The sequence below is a fragment of the Acrocarpospora sp. B8E8 genome, from assembly GCF_039871605.1.
In the GTDB taxonomy this organism is placed as follows: domain Bacteria; phylum Actinomycetota; class Actinomycetes; order Streptosporangiales; family Streptosporangiaceae; genus Acrocarpospora; species Acrocarpospora macrocephala.
Window position 1 is genome coordinate 74,363 of the sequence record NZ_JBDPLV010000040.1, and the last position, 15,947, is coordinate 90,309.

Annotated in this window: 15 protein-coding genes; 4 read left to right on the forward strand and 11 right to left on the reverse strand. The window is 69.5% G+C overall.

What is annotated here, in order from left to right; genetic code table 11:
* Positions 1 to 5: 5 nt before the first annotated feature.
* The gene (locus ABGB08_RS32515) at positions 6 to 1,118 is read left to right on the forward strand and encodes a macro domain-containing protein (protein ID WP_347598026.1); all 1,113 of its coding nucleotides are present in this window, start codon (positions 6 to 8) and stop codon (positions 1,116 to 1,118) included.
* Between the two features lie 1,410 nt (positions 1,119 to 2,528).
* On the opposite strand, the gene ABGB08_RS32520 is transcribed toward ABGB08_RS32515, so the two are convergent.
* The 3 genes from ABGB08_RS32520 to ABGB08_RS32530 form a co-directional block, all read right to left on the reverse strand.
* Entirely contained in the window at positions 2,529 to 2,708 is a 180-nt protein-coding gene (locus tag ABGB08_RS32520; protein WP_347598029.1) for a hypothetical protein, read from the reverse strand.
* A 169-nt stretch (positions 2,709 to 2,877) separates the two neighbouring features.
* A complete protein-coding gene (locus ABGB08_RS32525; RefSeq protein ID WP_347598032.1) occupies positions 2,878 to 3,600 on the reverse strand; it encodes a tetratricopeptide repeat protein in 723 nt (240 codons plus the stop codon).
* A gap of 5 nt (positions 3,601 to 3,605) precedes the next feature.
* Positions 3,606 to 6,725: a CHAT domain-containing protein gene (locus ABGB08_RS32530; protein ID WP_347598035.1), complete on the reverse strand. Its 3,120-nt coding sequence runs from the start codon at positions 6,723 to 6,725 to the stop codon at positions 3,606 to 3,608.
* Between the two features lie 174 nt (positions 6,726 to 6,899).
* Here ABGB08_RS32530 and ABGB08_RS32535 point away from each other — a divergent pair, with 174 nt between their 5' ends.
* Positions 6,900 to 8,486 (forward strand): alkaline phosphatase D family protein, encoded by a 1,587-nt coding sequence (locus ABGB08_RS32535; protein WP_347598038.1) that lies wholly within the window; start codon positions 6,900 to 6,902, stop codon positions 8,484 to 8,486.
* Positions 8,487 to 8,491: 5 nt separating this feature from the next.
* Here the strand turns inward: ABGB08_RS32535 and ABGB08_RS32540 are convergent, their stop codons facing one another.
* On the reverse strand, positions 8,492 to 9,445 hold the full coding sequence (locus tag ABGB08_RS32540) for an HD domain-containing protein (protein ID WP_347598041.1): 954 nt from the start codon (positions 9,443 to 9,445) through the stop codon (positions 8,492 to 8,494).
* Positions 9,442 to 9,753, reverse strand: coding sequence for a helix-turn-helix transcriptional regulator (locus ABGB08_RS32545; RefSeq protein ID WP_347598044.1), 312 nt, complete (start codon positions 9,751 to 9,753; stop codon positions 9,442 to 9,444). Before ABGB08_RS32545 ends, ABGB08_RS32540 begins: the two co-directional genes overlap by 4 nt.
* Positions 9,754 to 10,167: 414 nt before the next feature.
* Between ABGB08_RS32545 and ABGB08_RS32550 the strand changes: the two genes are divergently transcribed.
* Complete coding sequence (locus ABGB08_RS32550; RefSeq protein WP_347598047.1) at positions 10,168 to 11,229, forward strand: acyltransferase family protein; 1,062 nt, start codon at positions 10,168 to 10,170, stop codon at positions 11,227 to 11,229.
* A 45-nt stretch (positions 11,230 to 11,274) separates the two neighbouring features.
* Here ABGB08_RS32550 and ABGB08_RS32555 read toward each other — a convergent pair whose 3' ends face one another.
* On the reverse strand, positions 11,275 to 11,985 hold the full coding sequence (locus ABGB08_RS32555) for an SDR family oxidoreductase (protein ID WP_347598050.1): 711 nt from the start codon (positions 11,983 to 11,985) through the stop codon (positions 11,275 to 11,277).
* Between ABGB08_RS32555 and ABGB08_RS32560 the strand changes: the two genes are divergently transcribed.
* A complete protein-coding gene (locus ABGB08_RS32560; RefSeq protein ID WP_347598053.1) occupies positions 11,900 to 12,280 on the forward strand; it encodes a substrate-binding domain-containing protein in 381 nt (126 codons plus the stop codon). The two genes, ABGB08_RS32555 and ABGB08_RS32560, sit on opposite strands and share 86 nt — an antisense overlap.
* A 234-nt stretch (positions 12,281 to 12,514) precedes the next feature.
* Here ABGB08_RS32560 and ABGB08_RS32565 read toward each other — a convergent pair whose 3' ends face one another.
* The 5 genes from ABGB08_RS32565 to ABGB08_RS32585 all read right to left on the reverse strand — a co-directional run bounded on the left by ABGB08_RS32565 (position 12,515) and on the right by ABGB08_RS32585 (position 15,768).
* Complete coding sequence (locus ABGB08_RS32565; RefSeq protein ID WP_347598104.1) at positions 12,515 to 13,228, reverse strand: sigma-70 family RNA polymerase sigma factor; 714 nt, start codon at positions 13,226 to 13,228, stop codon at positions 12,515 to 12,517.
* Between the two features lie 14 nt (positions 13,229 to 13,242).
* Entirely contained in the window at positions 13,243 to 13,800 is a 558-nt protein-coding gene (locus ABGB08_RS32570) for a hypothetical protein (RefSeq protein ID WP_347598056.1), read from the reverse strand.
* A gap of 199 nt (positions 13,801 to 13,999) precedes the next feature.
* Complete coding sequence (locus ABGB08_RS32575; protein ID WP_347598059.1) at positions 14,000 to 14,491, reverse strand: CBS domain-containing protein; 492 nt, start codon at positions 14,489 to 14,491, stop codon at positions 14,000 to 14,002.
* The gene (locus tag ABGB08_RS32580; protein ID WP_347598062.1) at positions 14,488 to 15,357 is read right to left on the reverse strand and encodes a universal stress protein; all 870 of its coding nucleotides are present in this window, start codon (positions 15,355 to 15,357) and stop codon (positions 14,488 to 14,490) included. The genes ABGB08_RS32575 and ABGB08_RS32580 overlap by 4 nt, the downstream gene beginning before the upstream one ends.
* A gap of 129 nt (positions 15,358 to 15,486) precedes the next feature.
* Positions 15,487 to 15,768, reverse strand: a complete 282-nt coding sequence (locus ABGB08_RS32585; RefSeq protein WP_347598065.1) for a PLDc N-terminal domain-containing protein — start codon at positions 15,766 to 15,768, stop codon at positions 15,487 to 15,489.
* Positions 15,769 to 15,947 lie beyond the last annotated feature (179 nt).

Sequence of the window (15,947 nt, forward strand, 5' to 3'; positions counted from 1 at the left end):
AGCCGATGAGTGACCTGTTCACGGAGTTGATTCAGCTGCGTCCCGGTCGCGGTGTCCTGACCGGCAACCTGGTCGCGCGCATCGGCCCGCTGCTGCGCGCCCGGGCGGGGATCGACGACTCCGACGGGCCCGGGGAGATCAGCGAACGCTTGATCGCCTACCTGGAGTCTCTGGCCGGCACGTTGCCGCCCGATCTCGCGCTGGCCTTCCGCGTCGGTCTCTCGTTACATCCGCAAGCCCAGTTCCGCTTTCTCGACGAACGCATGGAATGGCTCGCCATGCAGCTCGACCGGGACGCCCGCACCGCCAGACGCCGTTTCGACGAGGCCGCCCGCCTGCTCGAGCTGAAGAGCCGGGAGGCCGGCGGGGCCGTGGCCATGGCATCCGGGTCCATGACATCCGGGTCCATGACATCTGTTCCGGCCGAGCTGCCGGCCCATCAGACCGAATACCTGTACCGGCCGCAGGCGCTGGCCCAGGACATCCGCATCGGCTTCATCACCGGAGACATCCGGCGCGTCAAGTGCGCGGACATATGGGTGAACCCTGAGAACACCCGCATGGAAATGGCGAGGTTCGAGGAGCACTCCGTTTCGGCCATCATCCGGTACCTCGGCGCCCGGCGCGACGAGACGGGCCAGGTGGTCGAGGATCGGATCGCCGACGCGCTCCTCCAGAAGGTGGGGCAGCACGGCCAGGTCGCCCCCTGTACGGCCATCGCCACCGATTCGGGAAATCTTCTCGACAGCAACAGGGTCCGCTCCATCGTGCACGTGGCGACGGTCCAGGGAGAGCCGGGCGCGGGATACCGGCAGGTGCACGACATCGGGCACTGCGTGACCAAGGCCCTCGAGGCGGCGGAGAAACTGGCCGCCGCCGAGCCGGTCCACACGACCATCCTGTTCCCCATCCTCGGCGCCGGAGTCGGTGGCGCCGAGCCGACCGAGACGCTCCGGACGCTGGTCGGCGCGGCCCTGGATCACCTTCTGACGGCCCGGGGCGGTATTCGGACCATTCTCTTCCTCGCCTACAGCACCACGGATTTCATCGCCTGCAGGACTGTTTTCGAGGCCAATCCGCAATTTCTCCCCGAAGTCGGCCACGCTCACGACCACTGACCACAGCCGATAACGCCGCCCATCTGTCCGGAAACTGTCCAGGAACTGTCCACAACACCGCGAAAGCGCGTGGCAGCATATGGCCAAATCACTTTCGGTCATGGCCGGAGGATGCGGTGGCCATATTTGGCGTTGCCGAATCCTGTCAGGAAAGATGGACGATTTCGAATGGCTGGGGCCCCTCGGATTTCGCCCGATCCTTTTCCGCCGGGCGTTCCGACCGGCGGCGCGCCTTCGCCGTCTCCGTTAGTACTCCCCATTCTCGACAGAAAGCGGCTTGAAAATGAATGACACGCATGCCACAACAGCGCACGGAATTCCCGGCGCAGTCCCCCCCGGCGAAAGCGGCGGAGCCGGAACCAAGCGCGACTCCGCCGTCGGCGGCGCGGCGGCCGGGACGCCATGAAACGGGACGCCAGGAAAGGGAGCCGATGAGCGGCCTCGGCGTTGATTCGGCGACAGCCTGGAGGACCTTCTCACGTCCTGAGCCGCTCACCGCCGACACCCGGACCGGGTAGACCAGGGAGCCGTCCGATGCCCTCAACCGGACGGCTCCGATCCCCACGTTCGGGACCCAATCATCGCCTGTCGCCGGTGCAACAGACAGGACGAAAACTGGGACGAAAGCTGGACAAAAAGGCAGTGGCATTGCCGCGTGAGCTGCCCGGCAGGCGAGAGCGCGGCCCCCGAGCACATCGGCCCTGATCCTGAATCAACGACCTGATGCCCTTCCAAGCGGACCACGCGCCCTGTTGCATGTGTCCTATGGTTCCTGCGGACGTGCTCGTCTGGGCAGCCCGTGAGGATCTGTCCGGTCAGCCAGGGAAGATCTTCGCCGAGGCGGACCGCGCGGGCGACGTGACGGTCTGCGACTTCGCGTGCCTCGCGGCCGGAGAGCCGGGGCGTGCCGCCCAGCTGGCGCCACGAGCTCCCGAGGGCCTCCGAAGTCTCATGGGCGTCCTGATCACGCGCCTGGCCCGGGCCTGGTTTCCGGGCAATCTCTCGGGCGACGACCTGACGGCGGTGCGTTACCTCGGCCGGAAGCATCTCGACACCCTCGGCCTGGACCGGAGCGACTGGCTGGTCATGTGTCCCATGGCAGAAGTGGGCATGCTGCGGTCGACGGTGATGGGGGCCGCACGGGTGGGTGTGCCGCAAGGACGTGCGGCCGCGCACCGATACGGCGACTATGTGAACGACTTCATGGTGCTGGCCCGCGACCATGGCCTCGACCGCTACGTCGATCTTCTGAGCTGTCTCCAGGCCGAGCTGCTCGGGCTGGGCGGACTCTCGGAGGATTCCGTACGGCTGGCCGAAGCGGTGCTGGAGCGGAGCCGGCGCGCCGCGGATCATTCCATGGCGGCGCGCGCCCGGCTGCTCATCGGGGACGCCTACGCCACTCCCGGCAGCTCACCGGAGATTCTCAGGTTTCATCTGGAGCGCGGGCTGTCGCGGCTGCGCGGGGCGGGCGTCGAGGCGTACCACGTCGGCGGCCTGCTGGGCGTGACGCCGCTGCAGGGCGGAGCCGCGCGCAAGGCGGCGGTACGCGACCGGGCCATGGGCGCGCGGATCCTGCACTTCGCCACGCATGGCCTCATTTCCCCGCAGGCGCCGACGGCATCGGCGATCGCGCTGGCCGGAGCCGACGAGCTGACCTTGGCCGACCTCGCGGGACTCGCCCTCCGCGCCGACCTGGTCGTGCTCAGCGCATGTGACACCGGCCAGGGAGAGCCGACATTCGGCGGCGAGCTGGTGGGGTTCACCCGCGCCCTGATCGCCGCCGGAGCGCGCCGCACAGGTTGGACAGGATGCGCGGCCGATGCGCGGCGGCGCCCCCGGCGGAGACGGCCAGGCGGCCGAGCGCGATCGACTGGTCGAGGTCGGCCCGGACGCCGGTGTGCTCATAGCGTGCCTGGTAGGCGCCGGCCAGGTTGGCCAGGACTCCGGCTCGTTCGAGGTAACCCTCCGGCATGGCGTCGACCGCCTGCCGGCACGCGGCTATCGCCGCGTCCACGTCTCCCTCGGCGCCCGTCGCCTGGAATCTGATCCGCAGGCACAGTCCCAGGTTCGTCTGCACGACGACGCGCACCTCCGGGCTGAGTGCGGGGATCGCCGCGACTCGCCGATTGAGCTGGACGGCCTCCTCCAGGTCCGCGTCCTGGCCGGCGGTGTCGAAGCGGATGCGCAGCATGTTCGCCAGGTTCACCAGGACGGCGACCTGATCGGGGTGGTCGTCGGCGCAACGGGCGACGGCGCCGCGGTGCGCCGCGACCGCGTCGTCGAGGTCGTGACGGTCACCCGACCGCTCGTACCGCTGGTGCAGCGCGACCCCGAGCGCGGAGAGCACGGCGGCGTCGGCGGACGGTTCCGCCGCCAGCCGGCGCAGCAGGTGGACAGCCTGGTCGAGCAGTCCGTCCTCGCCCGTTCGCCAGGCGTGTTCCAGCAGGTCAACAGCATCGTTGTACGCCGTGGAGTCCGTCATGATCTCTACGCGCCCATGTGCACGTACACGGCCCAAGCATAAGGATGCCGGGAATAGCGGTCGCGCAACCGCCGGTTCGCGTCGTGCACCGTCCACGGCAGCCGGCTGAGATCGTCAGTGTCCGCCAGCCGTCCGTACACCGCCTTGCTCATGTGCAGAGCCGGCCGGTCGATGACCGGCCACAGGCTGGCGATCACCTGCCGGAAGCCGGCCACGAGCAGGGCCGACGCCAGGTGCATGGCCTCGTCCGACAGGGCTGGACCGGTGCGCGCGGCCTCGCAGGCGGCCAGGAACGCCAGCTCGGCGCCCGGCAGGCTCAGCCGCGCGAGGTCCACCGCGGCCAAGGAGCCGCCTTCTTCGCCGGTAAGTAACAGGCTGCTCTTGGACGGATTGACCAGATCGATCCTGGTGTGGCAGGCGAAGTGCGCACGGCGGTGCCGCAGCATGGCCGTCCGCACCGCGGCGCGCGTGGCACCCGCACCGACAAGGGCGGTGACCTTGCCAGGGAACAGGTCGGCCAGGAGCCGTGCCTCCTTGGCCGCGGCGGGTAGCCGCGGCGCTCCGACCATGTCCGGAATCGCCACAACCATGATCTCCGCGACATCACGAGCCGGCTCCGGTGGCCTCCGGGCATGGGCCAGCGCCGCGAGCGTGGGCACGGAAGAGCAGACGACCCGATCCAGCAGGTTCATGGCGTTCTCCCGCGACGCCGGGTCGTGCCGTCCCGCGGCGTGGAGCGGCAGCAGGGACAGCAGTCCGGTGGGACACCACCACATCCGCGGCGCCCACGTGTCCAATTGCGCCAGGCTGCCCGTTTGCGCCAGGCGGTCGAGAACGGGATGCGCGATGGTGTCCCAGAGCCACGCCAGAATCTCGGACAGGTCCGCTTCCGCCCCGATCGCCTCTTCCTCGGTGGACTCCGGCGACCGGTGCGTCTCCAGTGCGACGAGGAATCGGCCCACTTGGTGGCGTACGGCGTCCGGGGTCAGCCCGCGCAGCCGGAGCTCGTCCAGGCCGTCGCGCGTGAGCAGGAGCGCGTCCGACCGCAGGCGGCTCACGTTGAGCATGACGATCGGTCCCGGCGCGGCCAGTGCCCGGATCGCCGCCTCGTCCGGCCACTGGTCCGGTGGCTGCGCGGAATTCTCACCGGCGAGCGCGTGGCTGAGCACGAGGCCGCGGCCACGTTCGAGCAGGTGGACGGCGGCGAGCGGATCTCCGTTGTTCAGGGCGCAAGCGGCGGCGTCCGTGCCGAGGCCGCCGAGGCGGGCCAGTTCGAATTCCTGATCGGTCGTGGGGAGGTCACGAGGCGCGACGGTGCGCAGCAGCCGCACCGCCTCGGCCAGCCCGGCCACGCCCTCGGTCCAGTCCCGGGCGTTCGCCGACCAGTTTCCCCACCGTGCGGCGGCTCGGATCCGGACGGCCGCGGGCCCCGCGGGCACGTGGGCCGCGCTGCGTGCGGCCGTCACCGCCTGGGCCAGGTCGCCGGTGTCGCCCGTGAGCTCATAGCGGGTACGGATGGCGACTGCCAGGTTGGCGAGACAGGTGGACAGGAAGGGGCTCGCCGGCGGACAGGCCAGGACCGCCTGCTCGCCCGTGCCGACGGCCGCGTCCAGGTCGGCGACATCGTGGGTGGCCTCGTAGCGGGTCAGCAGGGCATCGGCCGTGTTGGACAGGTACATCGCACGGCGCGGGTGGCCCGCCGCGACCGCCACCGATCGGCGCCCGGCCGCGATGGCCTCGTCCAGGTGCGCCTGTCCCCCGGATGTGCCGGCGGCCTGGCTCAGCAGGATGGTGCACAGGTTGGACAGCCGGCCCGGCAGATCCGGATCGTGTTTCCCCGAGCCGGTCACGGCCTCGCGCATCGCGGCGATCGCACGATCGAGGTCACCGGCGACGCCCAGGCGCTGATATCGGGAGTGCGCCGCCAGGCCAAGGTTGGTCAGCGCCATGAGGCGTTCGGGGCGCCCGGACGGCAGGAGCCGCAGCGCCGCCTCGCCGGACTCCACGGCCTCGTTCAGGTCGGCCGATTCATTGGTGTAACGGAAACGCGCCCGCAGGTTGTCACAAAGGTTCAAATATGCGGCGGCGCGGACCAGATCCGTCGCGCCCGGCTCCGCCACGGCCTGCCGCGCGACGGCGACCGACTCTTCCAGCTCGGCGTATCCGCCGGTCCCCTCGTAGAGGCTGTACAGGGCGGTGGCCAGGTTGCACGCCCGGGCCGTGCGCTGCCGGTGCCCGGCCGGCGTCATCTCGACCGCCTCCCGGGCCGTGTCGACGGCCTGCCGCGCGTCCTCGGCGCTGCCCGTCCATTCGGCGCGGAACCGCAGGGCCACCGACAGGTTGGACAACCGGTCGGCGCGGACCGGATCACCCACCGGCGTGGCGTCCACGGCTTCCCTGCTCAGCGACACGGCCGTGTCGAGGTCGTCACCTTGCCCCGCGCAGTCGAAGCGCCGCCGGTACGCGACCGCCAGGCATGCCACGGCGACGAGCCGGCCGGGGTCTCCGCCGGGGAAGGCCGCGGCCGCCTGCCGGGCCGCCTCGATCGCCTGGTCGAGGTCGGCCGCGCCACCCCGGCATTCGTACCGCTGCTGGAGGGCGATGGAAAGGTTGGTCAGGCATGGGGCGTACTCCTCGTCGTCGAGCCCTATCGCGCCGACGACCCGGCGAAACAGACGAACGACCAGATCGGCGGCGTCGGCGTCGCCCGTCTGGACCGTGTGGTCGGCCAGGGTGTGGGCGAGGCCGTGCCAGATGTCGTACGGCCTGACCACGCCCGACCCCACGGTCGCGAAGAATTCGGCGAGTTCGGGCGGCACCCGGCTCTGGTCAGCCGTCCACACCGGGGCCAGGAGCGCGAGGGCGGGGATGAGGTCCCGATCGTCGTCCTCATCGTCGCGGTGACCGCTGCGGCACCACATGAGCAGGCCGGTCGCCCGGGCGACCGCCAGATCCTGCGCGGCGCCCGGCACGTGGACGAGCAGCTCGCCGGCCACCATGAGCGCGCCGGGCGACAGAACCGCCTGGTCGTCCCCGGACGCGTAACGGCGCACGCGTCCGCGGACGTCCTCGAGCAGCCGCTCACGCGCCTCCTCGCCAAACCCCGGCACTCGAAATTCGTTCACAAGGCAAGCCTGGCACCGGACTTCGCCTCATCCGGCAGCCGGACGCCCAGCGCGTACACCCGAGTCGTCGCTTCCGAAACGCCCGCGCCGTGTTCACCGGGCTTTCGGCGAGGCGCTGTTTCTGTGTCATGCCGGAGATGCTGGGCGGTCGGCGAGAGGCGATGTCATTTGGTCATGATCGCGAACTCCGCTGCGCAGTCCCGGCCGGACCGTCGCCGTTTCCTCGGCGGAATCGGGGCCATCGCCGGACTGGCGGCTTTCAGCCAGGTGCCGCTGGAGGGCAGTGCGCTCGCCGCCCCGCGCGTCCGCGGTGGCGAATACCCGTTCAAGCTCGGCATCGCCTCGGGCGATCCGACTCCGTACGGCCTGGTGCTGTGGACCCGGCTCGTCCCCGAGCTGTTCAGCCCCGACGGCGGCATGCCGAGCCGGCCGGTGCCGGTCGACTGGCAGATCGCGCTCGACGCGGGTATGCGGAAGGTCGTCAAGCGGGGCACGGTGTCGGCCCTGCCCGAGCTGGCGCACTCGGTGCACGTCGAGGTCGAAGGGCTCGAGCCGGGCCGGGAGTACTACTACCGCTTCCGCTACCGCGGCGACGTCTCGGAGGCGGGCCGGACCCGTACCGCGCCGCGCGAGCACGGCGCGCTGGGCTCGCTGAGCTTCGCGTTCGCCTCCTGCCAGGACTGGACGCACGGCTTCTACTCGGCCTACCGCAACATGGCCGAGGAGGATCTCGATCTCGTGATCCACCTGGGCGACTACGTGTACGAGTACGGCATCCCGGCCGACGGCGGCGCCCGCCAGACTCCGACGCCGGACGTGCTGCGCGAGGGACCCACCGACCTCGACCGCTGGCGGATGCAGTACGCGCTCTACAAGTCCGACCCGGACCTGCAGCGCGTCCACGCCCGCTTCCCGTGGCTGGTCACCTGGGACGATCACGAGGTCCAGAACGACTACGTCGGGGACTACGACGGCACGATCAGCCCGTCTCGCGTGGCGGCGTACAAGGCCTGGTATGAACACCAGCCCGTGGGCCGCCGGTCGCTGCCGCGCCGGGACGGATCGCTGCTGCTCCATCGCCGGCGCGACTGGGGCCGCCTGGCCCAGCTCGACGTGCTCGACACGCGGCAGTACCGTACGGCGCCGCCGTGCGGCTGGGGTGAGGCGCCGGCGTGCGACGCCGGCAACGACCCGGCGAAGGGGACCATGCTCGGCGCCACCCAGGAGAAGTGGCTGCTCGACGGGCTGCGCGACAGCAAGGCCCGCTGGAACGTCATCGCGACGAGCGTGATGATGGCGCGCCTGGACCACGACGGCCCGACCGGCGACATCATCTGGCACGACGCGTGGGACGGCTTCCCGGCCTCCCGCAGGGCCATCACCGACACCTTCACCGCGGCCAAGGTGCGCAACCCCGTGCTCGTCGCCGGCGACTGGCACTCCACCTTCGTCAACGACATCAAGAGCGACTTCGACAATCCCGACTCGCCGGTCGTGGCGACGGAGTTCGTCGGCACCTCCATCAGCACCAACGGCGACGGTGAGGTGTACGGGCCGTACTACGGGCCGATGATCCAGTGGAACCCGCACATCACGTTCTTTGACGGCGATCGCCGCGGCTACGTCACCTGCCGGCTCAACGCGGACGAATGGCGGACCGACCTGCGGATGGTGCCGACGGTCAGCCGGGCGGACGCGGCCGCGACGACCTTCGCGTCGTTCGTGATCGAGGACCGCAAGCCGGGTGCGGTGAGAATCTGAGGCACTTAGATGGGCTCGTCTGGTTGGTCGAGACCGAGCTTCTTGCGCAGGCGGGTGACGCCGGCGTGGAGGACGGGAGGCACGGTGATCAGGATGACCGCGGCGTCGCCGAGGCTGTTCCGTGCGGTCTCCACGATCATCCAGCCGAGCAGCACGGTCAGCGGGGTCCAGGTGCGCAGGTCTGTCCGCAAGATCCAGCGGAGAACGGTCAGGGTGTGCCGTGTCGGGCGGCGCAGGGTGAGAGCCAGCGCGGGCATGCTGAGGGCCAGCCTGAGCGCGAAACGGGTGCGGGCCCGTCGGTCCCGCAGCACGTCGAGCTCGCCGAGCCATTCGTCCAGATAGCTCGCTCTGACCGCCGCTGGGAGGAGCAGCGCGCCGAGGGCGAGCACCTGGTACGTCGCGCCGGTGTCCCCGGGAAGGTGGGTCAGGCGGTCGCGTGCGATCGATTCGAGTTCGTCCGCGACGGCCCGCAGGCCGAGGCGCCCGGCGAGGGGCGCCACGATGTCCAGTGTCTGCTGGCTCTTCAGCCGCTGTTTCTCCTGGTCGAGGTGCTGGATGGTGCGCATGTTGTGCAGCCGGTCGAGCACCTTCAGGGCAAGGGTGCGGTCGTCCGCGGCGTCGATGGCCGCCTGATCGTGCCGGTGGTCGAGCTCGGTCATGCTCTGGACCAGCGTGGTGATCTCGTCGCCGAACTCCGCGCGGAGCTGTGCGGCGTCGCATCCGGTGTCCTCGATGACATCGTGGAGCAGGGCAGCGCAGACCGTGGCACAGTCCAGGCCGGCGTCGATCGCGATCTCCGCCACGGCGACGGGGTGCGTGATGTACGGGTCGCCGCTCTTGCGCACCTGGCCCGCATGGCGACGGGCGGCGAACTCGTAGGCGCGCTGGATCCTGCCACGCTCCGCAGCCGTGAATTGGGCGGGCAGCCGGGCCAGCAGCGGCTCCACCAGGCCGGTCATGACGTCGCCGGCCGGAGGTTCACGGCCGGTCCGCGGGACCGCTCGGCTCGATCGAGGGCGGCGCGGGCCCGAAGCGCACCCTCCTCGGTCAGCGTGTAGTAGTACCGGGCGCGGCGCCCCTGAGCCAGGTGCTCGGCCGGGGACTCCTTGCGGCGTTCGATCCAACCGAATTCACGCTCCAGCCGGGCCAGGATCGGGTAAATGGTGCCGCTGGGCTGGCGCGTCTTCTCGCACAGTTCCAGCCCGTAGCGGCGCTTGGCCGGGTCGGACAACATCTCTTCCAGCACGAGCATCGTCTGCAGGGTCATTCGCGGACCATCCGTCATATGTCGGACTCTAGATATCCAACGCGGAACGTGACATCACCTCACGGGTGATAACCATCTGACCAGTCGCTAGGCCGGATCAAGCTCCTGACCGCCGCCCGTGATCGCCTGGTGGATCGGCTCGATCTTGTTCACATCCGGCATTCTCCAACTCCGCGGTCCAGCACATCATGATCGGCGATCAATCGTTTCAAGGGGATTGAAAGTTCACTGAAGGCGGATGGAGCTATTTCTGAATATGCCCAGATCGAAGGCTTTCCAGAACCTCGGATTCGGCGAAAGACCACCCTTGTGAATTGAGGCGTGTGCGTACTTATCCGCATTGCGGATTCCGCCATCCTCATCGTCGCCGTACCGGAACAGATTTGCCCTACTCACCGGGAAGGCGTGATGGAGATGGCAACGGCGACGACGATCAAAGTCGAAAGCACGAAGACCCGGGCGGTATGGGCGGATGTCGCGAAGGGCGTCTGCATCCTGCTGGTCGTGCTCTGGCACACGCTCAACAAGCACTACCTGCAAGTGGACTGGAAGATCGGCGCGCCGATCCCGGCCATGTGGGGATTCTTCGGCGACCAGCTGATGACCCTGCGGATGCCGCTGTTCTTCACCATCTCCGGCATGTTCGCGGTCAGCGCCTTCCACCGCCCCTGGCGGCAGGTCGTACGCTCCCGCGTCGCCAAGTTCCTCTACCTCTACCTGGTCTGGATGCTCATCCACACCGCCATCCTGTGGTTCACCCCCAGCTTCGACACCCTCAGCGCCCGCAGCCTCGGCCAATTCGCCGAACAGCTCACGATCACCCCGCCCAACCTGTGGTACCTGTACGCGCTGGCCCTCTACTTCGTCGCCGCCAAGGCCCTCCACCGGGTGCCGGTACCGATCCTGCTCGGCGCCGCCGCCCTGCTGGCCGTCGTGGCCACCGCCGACCTGATCGCCACCCCCGGCAACCGCGGCTCACTGCTCCAGAACTTCGTGTTCTTCCTGCTCGGCCTGCACCTGCGCCCCCACATCGAGCGCCTGGCCCAGCACACCAACTGGCGCCGGGCCGGCGCGATCGGCGCGGTATACGCGGTCGCGCTGCTGGCCATGGCCGCCACCGCCACCCAGCAAACCCCCACGATCTGGACGGCAGTCTCCCTGATCGCCACCGTCTTCGGCCTCAGCGCCGCCCCCCTGGTGGCCCGCTGGACCCACATCGGCGCGGCCCTGTCCTGGCTCGGCCGCCGCACCCTCCCGATCTACGTCATCCACATGCCGATCCTGGCCCTGCTGCACGTGGCCCTGATCGGAAGACTGTCGAACGCGAGCCCGGCCGTACAGACCGTGCTCGCCGTCGCCTACCCGGTCATCGTGACGGCACTGCTCGTGGCGCTGTGCCTGCTCGCTGAGTACGGCCTGAAGGCGGCACGGGCGACCTGGCTGTTCGAGCTCGCCTCACGACGTACTCGAGTCTGACTCCCCCCAAATATGCGCAGAGACTGCCGGATGCTTCTTCACCGGTCACAGTTGCCTCGTCGCTTCCGGGTCGTGCGCGAGGACCGTCCGGCCTCCGTCGACCGGGAGGGTCGCGCCGGTGATGAAGCCGGCGTCTTGCGACAGCAAGTACGTGATGGCGGCGGCGATCTCCTGCGCATCAGCCACCCGGCCCAGCGGGTGCAAAACGGCCATCTGTTCTTCGATGCGGGCGGCGGCCGCCGTTTCTTGGGAGGACAGGAAGCCCGCGTAGCGCTCGGTGCGCACCGAACCGGGCGCCACCGCGTTGACCCGGATACCCCGTGGGCCGTACTCGACCGCCAGCGCCCGGGTCATCCCCTCGATGGCCGCCTTGGCGGTCACGTACGGCAGCGAGCCCGGGACCGCCTGGCGCGCCTGATGGGAGGAGACGTTGACGATCGCCCCAGGCGTTCCGGCGGCGAGGAACCGGCGGACCGCGGTCATGCACCCGACCACGGCCGCGTCCAGGTTCAGCGCGATCAGCTCCAGCACCTGCCGGCCGGTGGCCGAATGCACCGAGACGTCCCGGAACACGGCGGCGTTGTTGACCCAGCCTGCCAGCGGCGCCACGGCCTCGGCCGCATCGGCGGCCCGCTCCGTGACACGCTCATCGGCGGCGTCACCGGCCACGATGACCAGGCGCCCTCCTGCGGGATGTTCCTTCGCCCAGGCCAAGGCCGCCGGATCCCGCTCGATCGCGACCACCGTGTCGCCCATGGCGACCAGCTCCCATAAGGAGCGCCCAACTGCGATCTTCGCCGCCGACGACACCCTCGCCGCTGGAATCCTGAGAGCCGCCCGCGACTTCGACCTGACCGTTCCCGGCGACATCTCCGTGATCGGCTTCGACGACGGCGACCTGGCCGAAATCATGGACCTCACCACCGTCCGCCAGCCGCTGGAGGAATCCGGCCACGCCGCCATGGAACGCCTCATCCAACAACTCGACCAACGCACCGCCCCCCGGGACGTGGCACTGGGACTAGAACTGATCGCCCGCGGAACGACCTGACCTGCCACACGCAAAGGCAAGCACCGACGGACCGTTCGCCGAGACCGTCGAGCAGCTGGGTGGCTTCTACCTGGACGAGGCACTGGAGTTCGCCAAGGCGTGCCCACATCAGGGCGGCTTGCGCGGCCGGCGACTCGTCGATGCCCACCGCGATCACGTAAGTCCTCCTCGCCGTCCGATCCTGACGGTGGCCACCGATCGGCAGTCGGCTCCGCTGGGTCATCTGCGTCCTCCTCACAGCATCGCGAGCAGGTCGCGCGAGCCGGACCGGGCGCGCAACCGTGCCAGGGATCGGTCCTCCAGCAGCCGCACCCAGGTGCGGGGCATGCCGAGCCGGCGTCCTACCTGCCCGAGTGTGTACGTCCGGCCGTCGTCCAGCCCGTACTTCAAGCTCAGGACCTGAGCCTCGCGAGCGTCGAGATCGCTCAGCATGGCCCGCACTCCGGCCGACAGTTCGGCGCTCTCCACGACCGCGTCGGGCCGGCGGCCCTCCTGGTCGGGCGCCTCGACGACCGGCACGGCGGCAAGCAGGGGCTGCTCCGCCAGAAGCCGGCGGATCGCCTTGCGGACCCACCACATCGCGTACGTCGAGAACTTGGCGCCCCGCCTGTAGTCGAAGCGGTCGACGGCGTCGATCAAGCCGACGTCGCCTTCCTGGATGAGGTCCATCAGGGGGACGCTTGGCTGGGCATGGCGGCGGGCGACCGCGACGACGAGCCGGAGGTTGGCCTCGATCATGCGGGCGCGGGCCGCGCGCCCCTCGCGGGCCAGCATTTCGAGCTCGGGCCTCGGGATGGAGGAGGTGAACGGGCGCTCATCCAGGAGATGGCGGGCGTAGCCGCCCGCCTCCATCCGCTTGGCGAGTTCGACCTCCTGCTCGGCGGTCAGCAGCGCGATCGCGCCGATCCGGGCCAGGTAGCCGCCGAGTTCGTCCGCGTAGGTTCGCATCGTGATCACCGAATTCAGGTTTGGCGAGGCCGGCGCCAGCGCTCGCCCGCCACGACCCACGCCGCGCTCCACTGGGCGTACCGGCCGCGATCAAGGAGGAACCGGGCCAGCATGTATCCGAGCCACACGAAAAGGAGCACGCCGAGCTCCAGTCCGAAGGCGGCGACCGAGGTCGACATGATGGTGTCGGCGTGGTCGCGCGGCCGGGTGGTCACCCTGTTGTCCGCATCGACCCACACCTGGTAGGTCATGCCGACCACCTGCACGCGGGGCGTGACCAGGCCGGTGACCTGGGCGCCGTCGTCCCGCTGCCACCGCAGAGCACCCGTCTGAGTACGCGCCAGAGTCACGGTCACGGATTCACGGACCCCGGACCCGGACAGCTCAGAGCGCAGGCCGCGCTGGTAGACCGCGGCGCTCACCACGGTGACCGGCCAGATCGACAACAGCACCAGGCCGATCGCGAGGGCCACGACCAGCGTCTCCCACCGATCCGATGGGCGCCGCAGTGGATTCCTGTCGGGGCGGTAGAGGCGCACGCGCCTCATGAGCCAGCCGGTCCGGGCTCTCATGACACACCTCCGAGTACCTTCGTCCCTTCACACGACCGAGGCCGGCGGCGTGCCGGACGAGTGCCGCCCGGCACGCCGTGCGGGGACTTTCGGCCCTCGTCTCACGTGCTCGCCATCGCGCCGGCGAGCGATTCGTCTCCGCTGGAAACACCCTCGGCACCTGGTGGTCACGCACCGCGATCGTCCAGAAGTACCGCCTTTAACGGCGGCCCGATTCATCATTCGATTCCGGGCTCACCATTTCGATACGGAACATCGCGGAATTGACCTGTCCCGTCCCGGTGGTCGTTTCCAGCCGGCCGGCGACTGCTTTGAGAATGTCGATTGTTGTGATGATGCCGGCGATCCAGCCCTGCTCGTCGACCACGGGGAGCGCGTCCCTGCCCGAGTCGAGCATCAAGGCGGCGACGTGCGCGATCGATTGATCCTTCTGGATCCGGGGCAGCCTGCGGTCGTTCAGGAAATCGCGGGCTTCCCGTTGGGCCAGGTCATTCATGGCGCCCGACCAGCCCATCGCCAGTTCGTGCAGACTGAGGATGCCATGCAGCCGGCGGCCCTCGTCGACGACCGGAATATGGTGGATCTTCGCACGCCGCATCACCTCCCACGCCATCAGCGGTGATTCCTGCGGCGTGATCGTCACCACGACGCGGGTCATGATGTCGGCCGCGGAGAGGGGGCGCGTGGTCATCGCTCCTCCTGGTACGGGCGGACGACGGCGACAGGACATGACGCGCCGTGGAGGACGCCGTGGCTCACCGAGCCGAGCACCGCCGAGCCGAAGGCGCCCATCCCGCGCGAGCCGACCACCACGAGGTCGGCCAGGCGCGACGCCTCGGTCAGCGCGGGGATCGGATGGCCGGTGAGGAACGACTCCTCGACCTTGACGTCCGGATTCCGCTCCCGCCACGAGGTCAGGCGTTGGTGGACGTCAGCCACCCGATCGTTGAAGACGCCTTGCAGGAGCTGGCTGTAACCGATCGCATACGGAGAGAAGATGAGCTCCTGCCAGGTGTAGATCACCTTCAGACCGGCTCCGCGCCTTCTCGCCTCGCCGAAGGCGTACTCCAGCGCCGCCTCGGAGTGGTCCGACCCGTCGTACCCCACGACGATCTCCCCGTACGAGACCGGGGCCATCTGCCTGACGACCACGATGGGTCCGGGCACGTGGCCTGCCACGCCCAGCCCCACCGATCCGAGCAGCAGACCGGCGAAGCCGCCCATGCCGCGGCTCCCCACCACGAGACAGTCAGCCTCAGCGGATTCGGATTTCAGCTGCTCCACGATCGAGCCGGTGACCATCCTGGTGACCACGTCGAGGTCCGGGACTCGCTCGCGGACCCGCTCCCTGGCGGCGGCCAGGATGTCCTCCCCATGCCGGGTGGCGGCCGCGGTCAAGTTGTCCAGGCCTCGCAACGCCAGATCGCCCGACCAGGGATCGCGTACATGGACGATCTTCAAAGCCGCCCCCCTGCGCACCGCGTCGTCCACCGCGTAGTCGGCGGCCAGGGCGGCGGACGCCGATCCGTCCAGACCGACAACGACCAGTCCAGCCATGATGATCTCCTCTGCAGGCTCGGGTTCCCCTTCTATGGGACCCTGCCGACACGACCGCGAACTGCGGGCGAACGTCACTTTCCCAAGGGACCTTCGGACCACCGCGAGTACCGGCTCCGAAGACGACGATCATCCGGCTGGTCCTCCGCTTCGCTTCCTGGCCATGGTCAGGTAAGCGATCGGGCCGAAGGGCTGGATGACCAGAACCGGCCACCACAGCGCCTTGCGGCCGCGCAACCGGCCCTGCGGCCGGGAGAACAGGTCGACGGCGGCGGCCGCGGTCAGGGAGAACTCGACCGAGGCGAGCACCAGAATGGCCGCGCGCTGCCGCTCCGTCAGATCCGCCCACCGCTTCCGTGACCCCGCCCGGCCACCAGTACACCGACCGCCGCCACTCGCACGTACAGCCATGGGGTTCTACCTCCCGCATCATCGGGCGCCGAGGCGATCACCACGCGCCTTCACTCATCACACTCCGCCGAAACTGGCCGCGACACCGGTCGAAAGTCCCATCTGCCCCGGACCTCGGACCTCGCGGTCCCGACCTTCGCCGCGACATCATGGGACCTTCGCCTCGTACAGCGCCCCGC

Excerpts from the sequence above, each read along its gene's own strand:
- ABGB08_RS32580 (WP_347598062.1), bottom strand. The coding sequence starts at position 15,357 with ATGGCTGGACTGGTCGTTGTCGGTCTGGACGGATCGGCGTCCGCCGCC.
- ABGB08_RS32560 (WP_347598053.1), top strand. The coding sequence starts at position 11,900 with ATGACCAGGCGCCCTCCTGCGGGATGTTCCTTCGCCCAGGCCAAGGCC.
- ABGB08_RS32535 (WP_347598038.1), top strand. The coding sequence starts at position 6,900 with ATGATCGCGAACTCCGCTGCGCAGTCCCGGCCGGACCGTCGCCGTTTC.
- ABGB08_RS32555 (WP_347598050.1), bottom strand. The coding sequence starts at position 11,985 with ATGGGCGACACGGTGGTCGCGATCGAGCGGGATCCGGCGGCCTTGGCC.
- ABGB08_RS32525 (WP_347598032.1), bottom strand. The coding sequence starts at position 3,600 with ATGACGGACTCCACGGCGTACAACGATGCTGTTGACCTGCTGGAACAC.
- ABGB08_RS32520 (WP_347598029.1), bottom strand. The coding sequence starts at position 2,708 with ATGCGTGGCGAAGTGCAGGATCCGCGCGCCCATGGCCCGGTCGCGTAC.
- ABGB08_RS32575 (WP_347598059.1), bottom strand. The coding sequence starts at position 14,491 with ATGACCACGCGCCCCCTCTCCGCGGCCGACATCATGACCCGCGTCGTG.
- ABGB08_RS32540 (WP_347598041.1), bottom strand. The coding sequence starts at position 9,445 with ATGACCGGCCTGGTGGAGCCGCTGCTGGCCCGGCTGCCCGCCCAATTC.
- ABGB08_RS32570 (WP_347598056.1), bottom strand. The coding sequence starts at position 13,800 with ATGAGAGCCCGGACCGGCTGGCTCATGAGGCGCGTGCGCCTCTACCGC.
- ABGB08_RS32565 (WP_347598104.1), bottom strand. The coding sequence starts at position 13,228 with ATGCGAACCTACGCGGACGAACTCGGCGGCTACCTGGCCCGGATCGGC.
- ABGB08_RS32545 (WP_347598044.1), bottom strand. The coding sequence starts at position 9,753 with ATGACCCTGCAGACGATGCTCGTGCTGGAAGAGATGTTGTCCGACCCG.
- ABGB08_RS32550 (WP_347598047.1), top strand. The coding sequence starts at position 10,168 with ATGGCAACGGCGACGACGATCAAAGTCGAAAGCACGAAGACCCGGGCG.
- ABGB08_RS32585 (WP_347598065.1), bottom strand. The coding sequence starts at position 15,768 with ATGGCTGTACGTGCGAGTGGCGGCGGTCGGTGTACTGGTGGCCGGGCG.
- ABGB08_RS32515 (WP_347598026.1), top strand. The coding sequence starts at position 6 with ATGAGTGACCTGTTCACGGAGTTGATTCAGCTGCGTCCCGGTCGCGGT.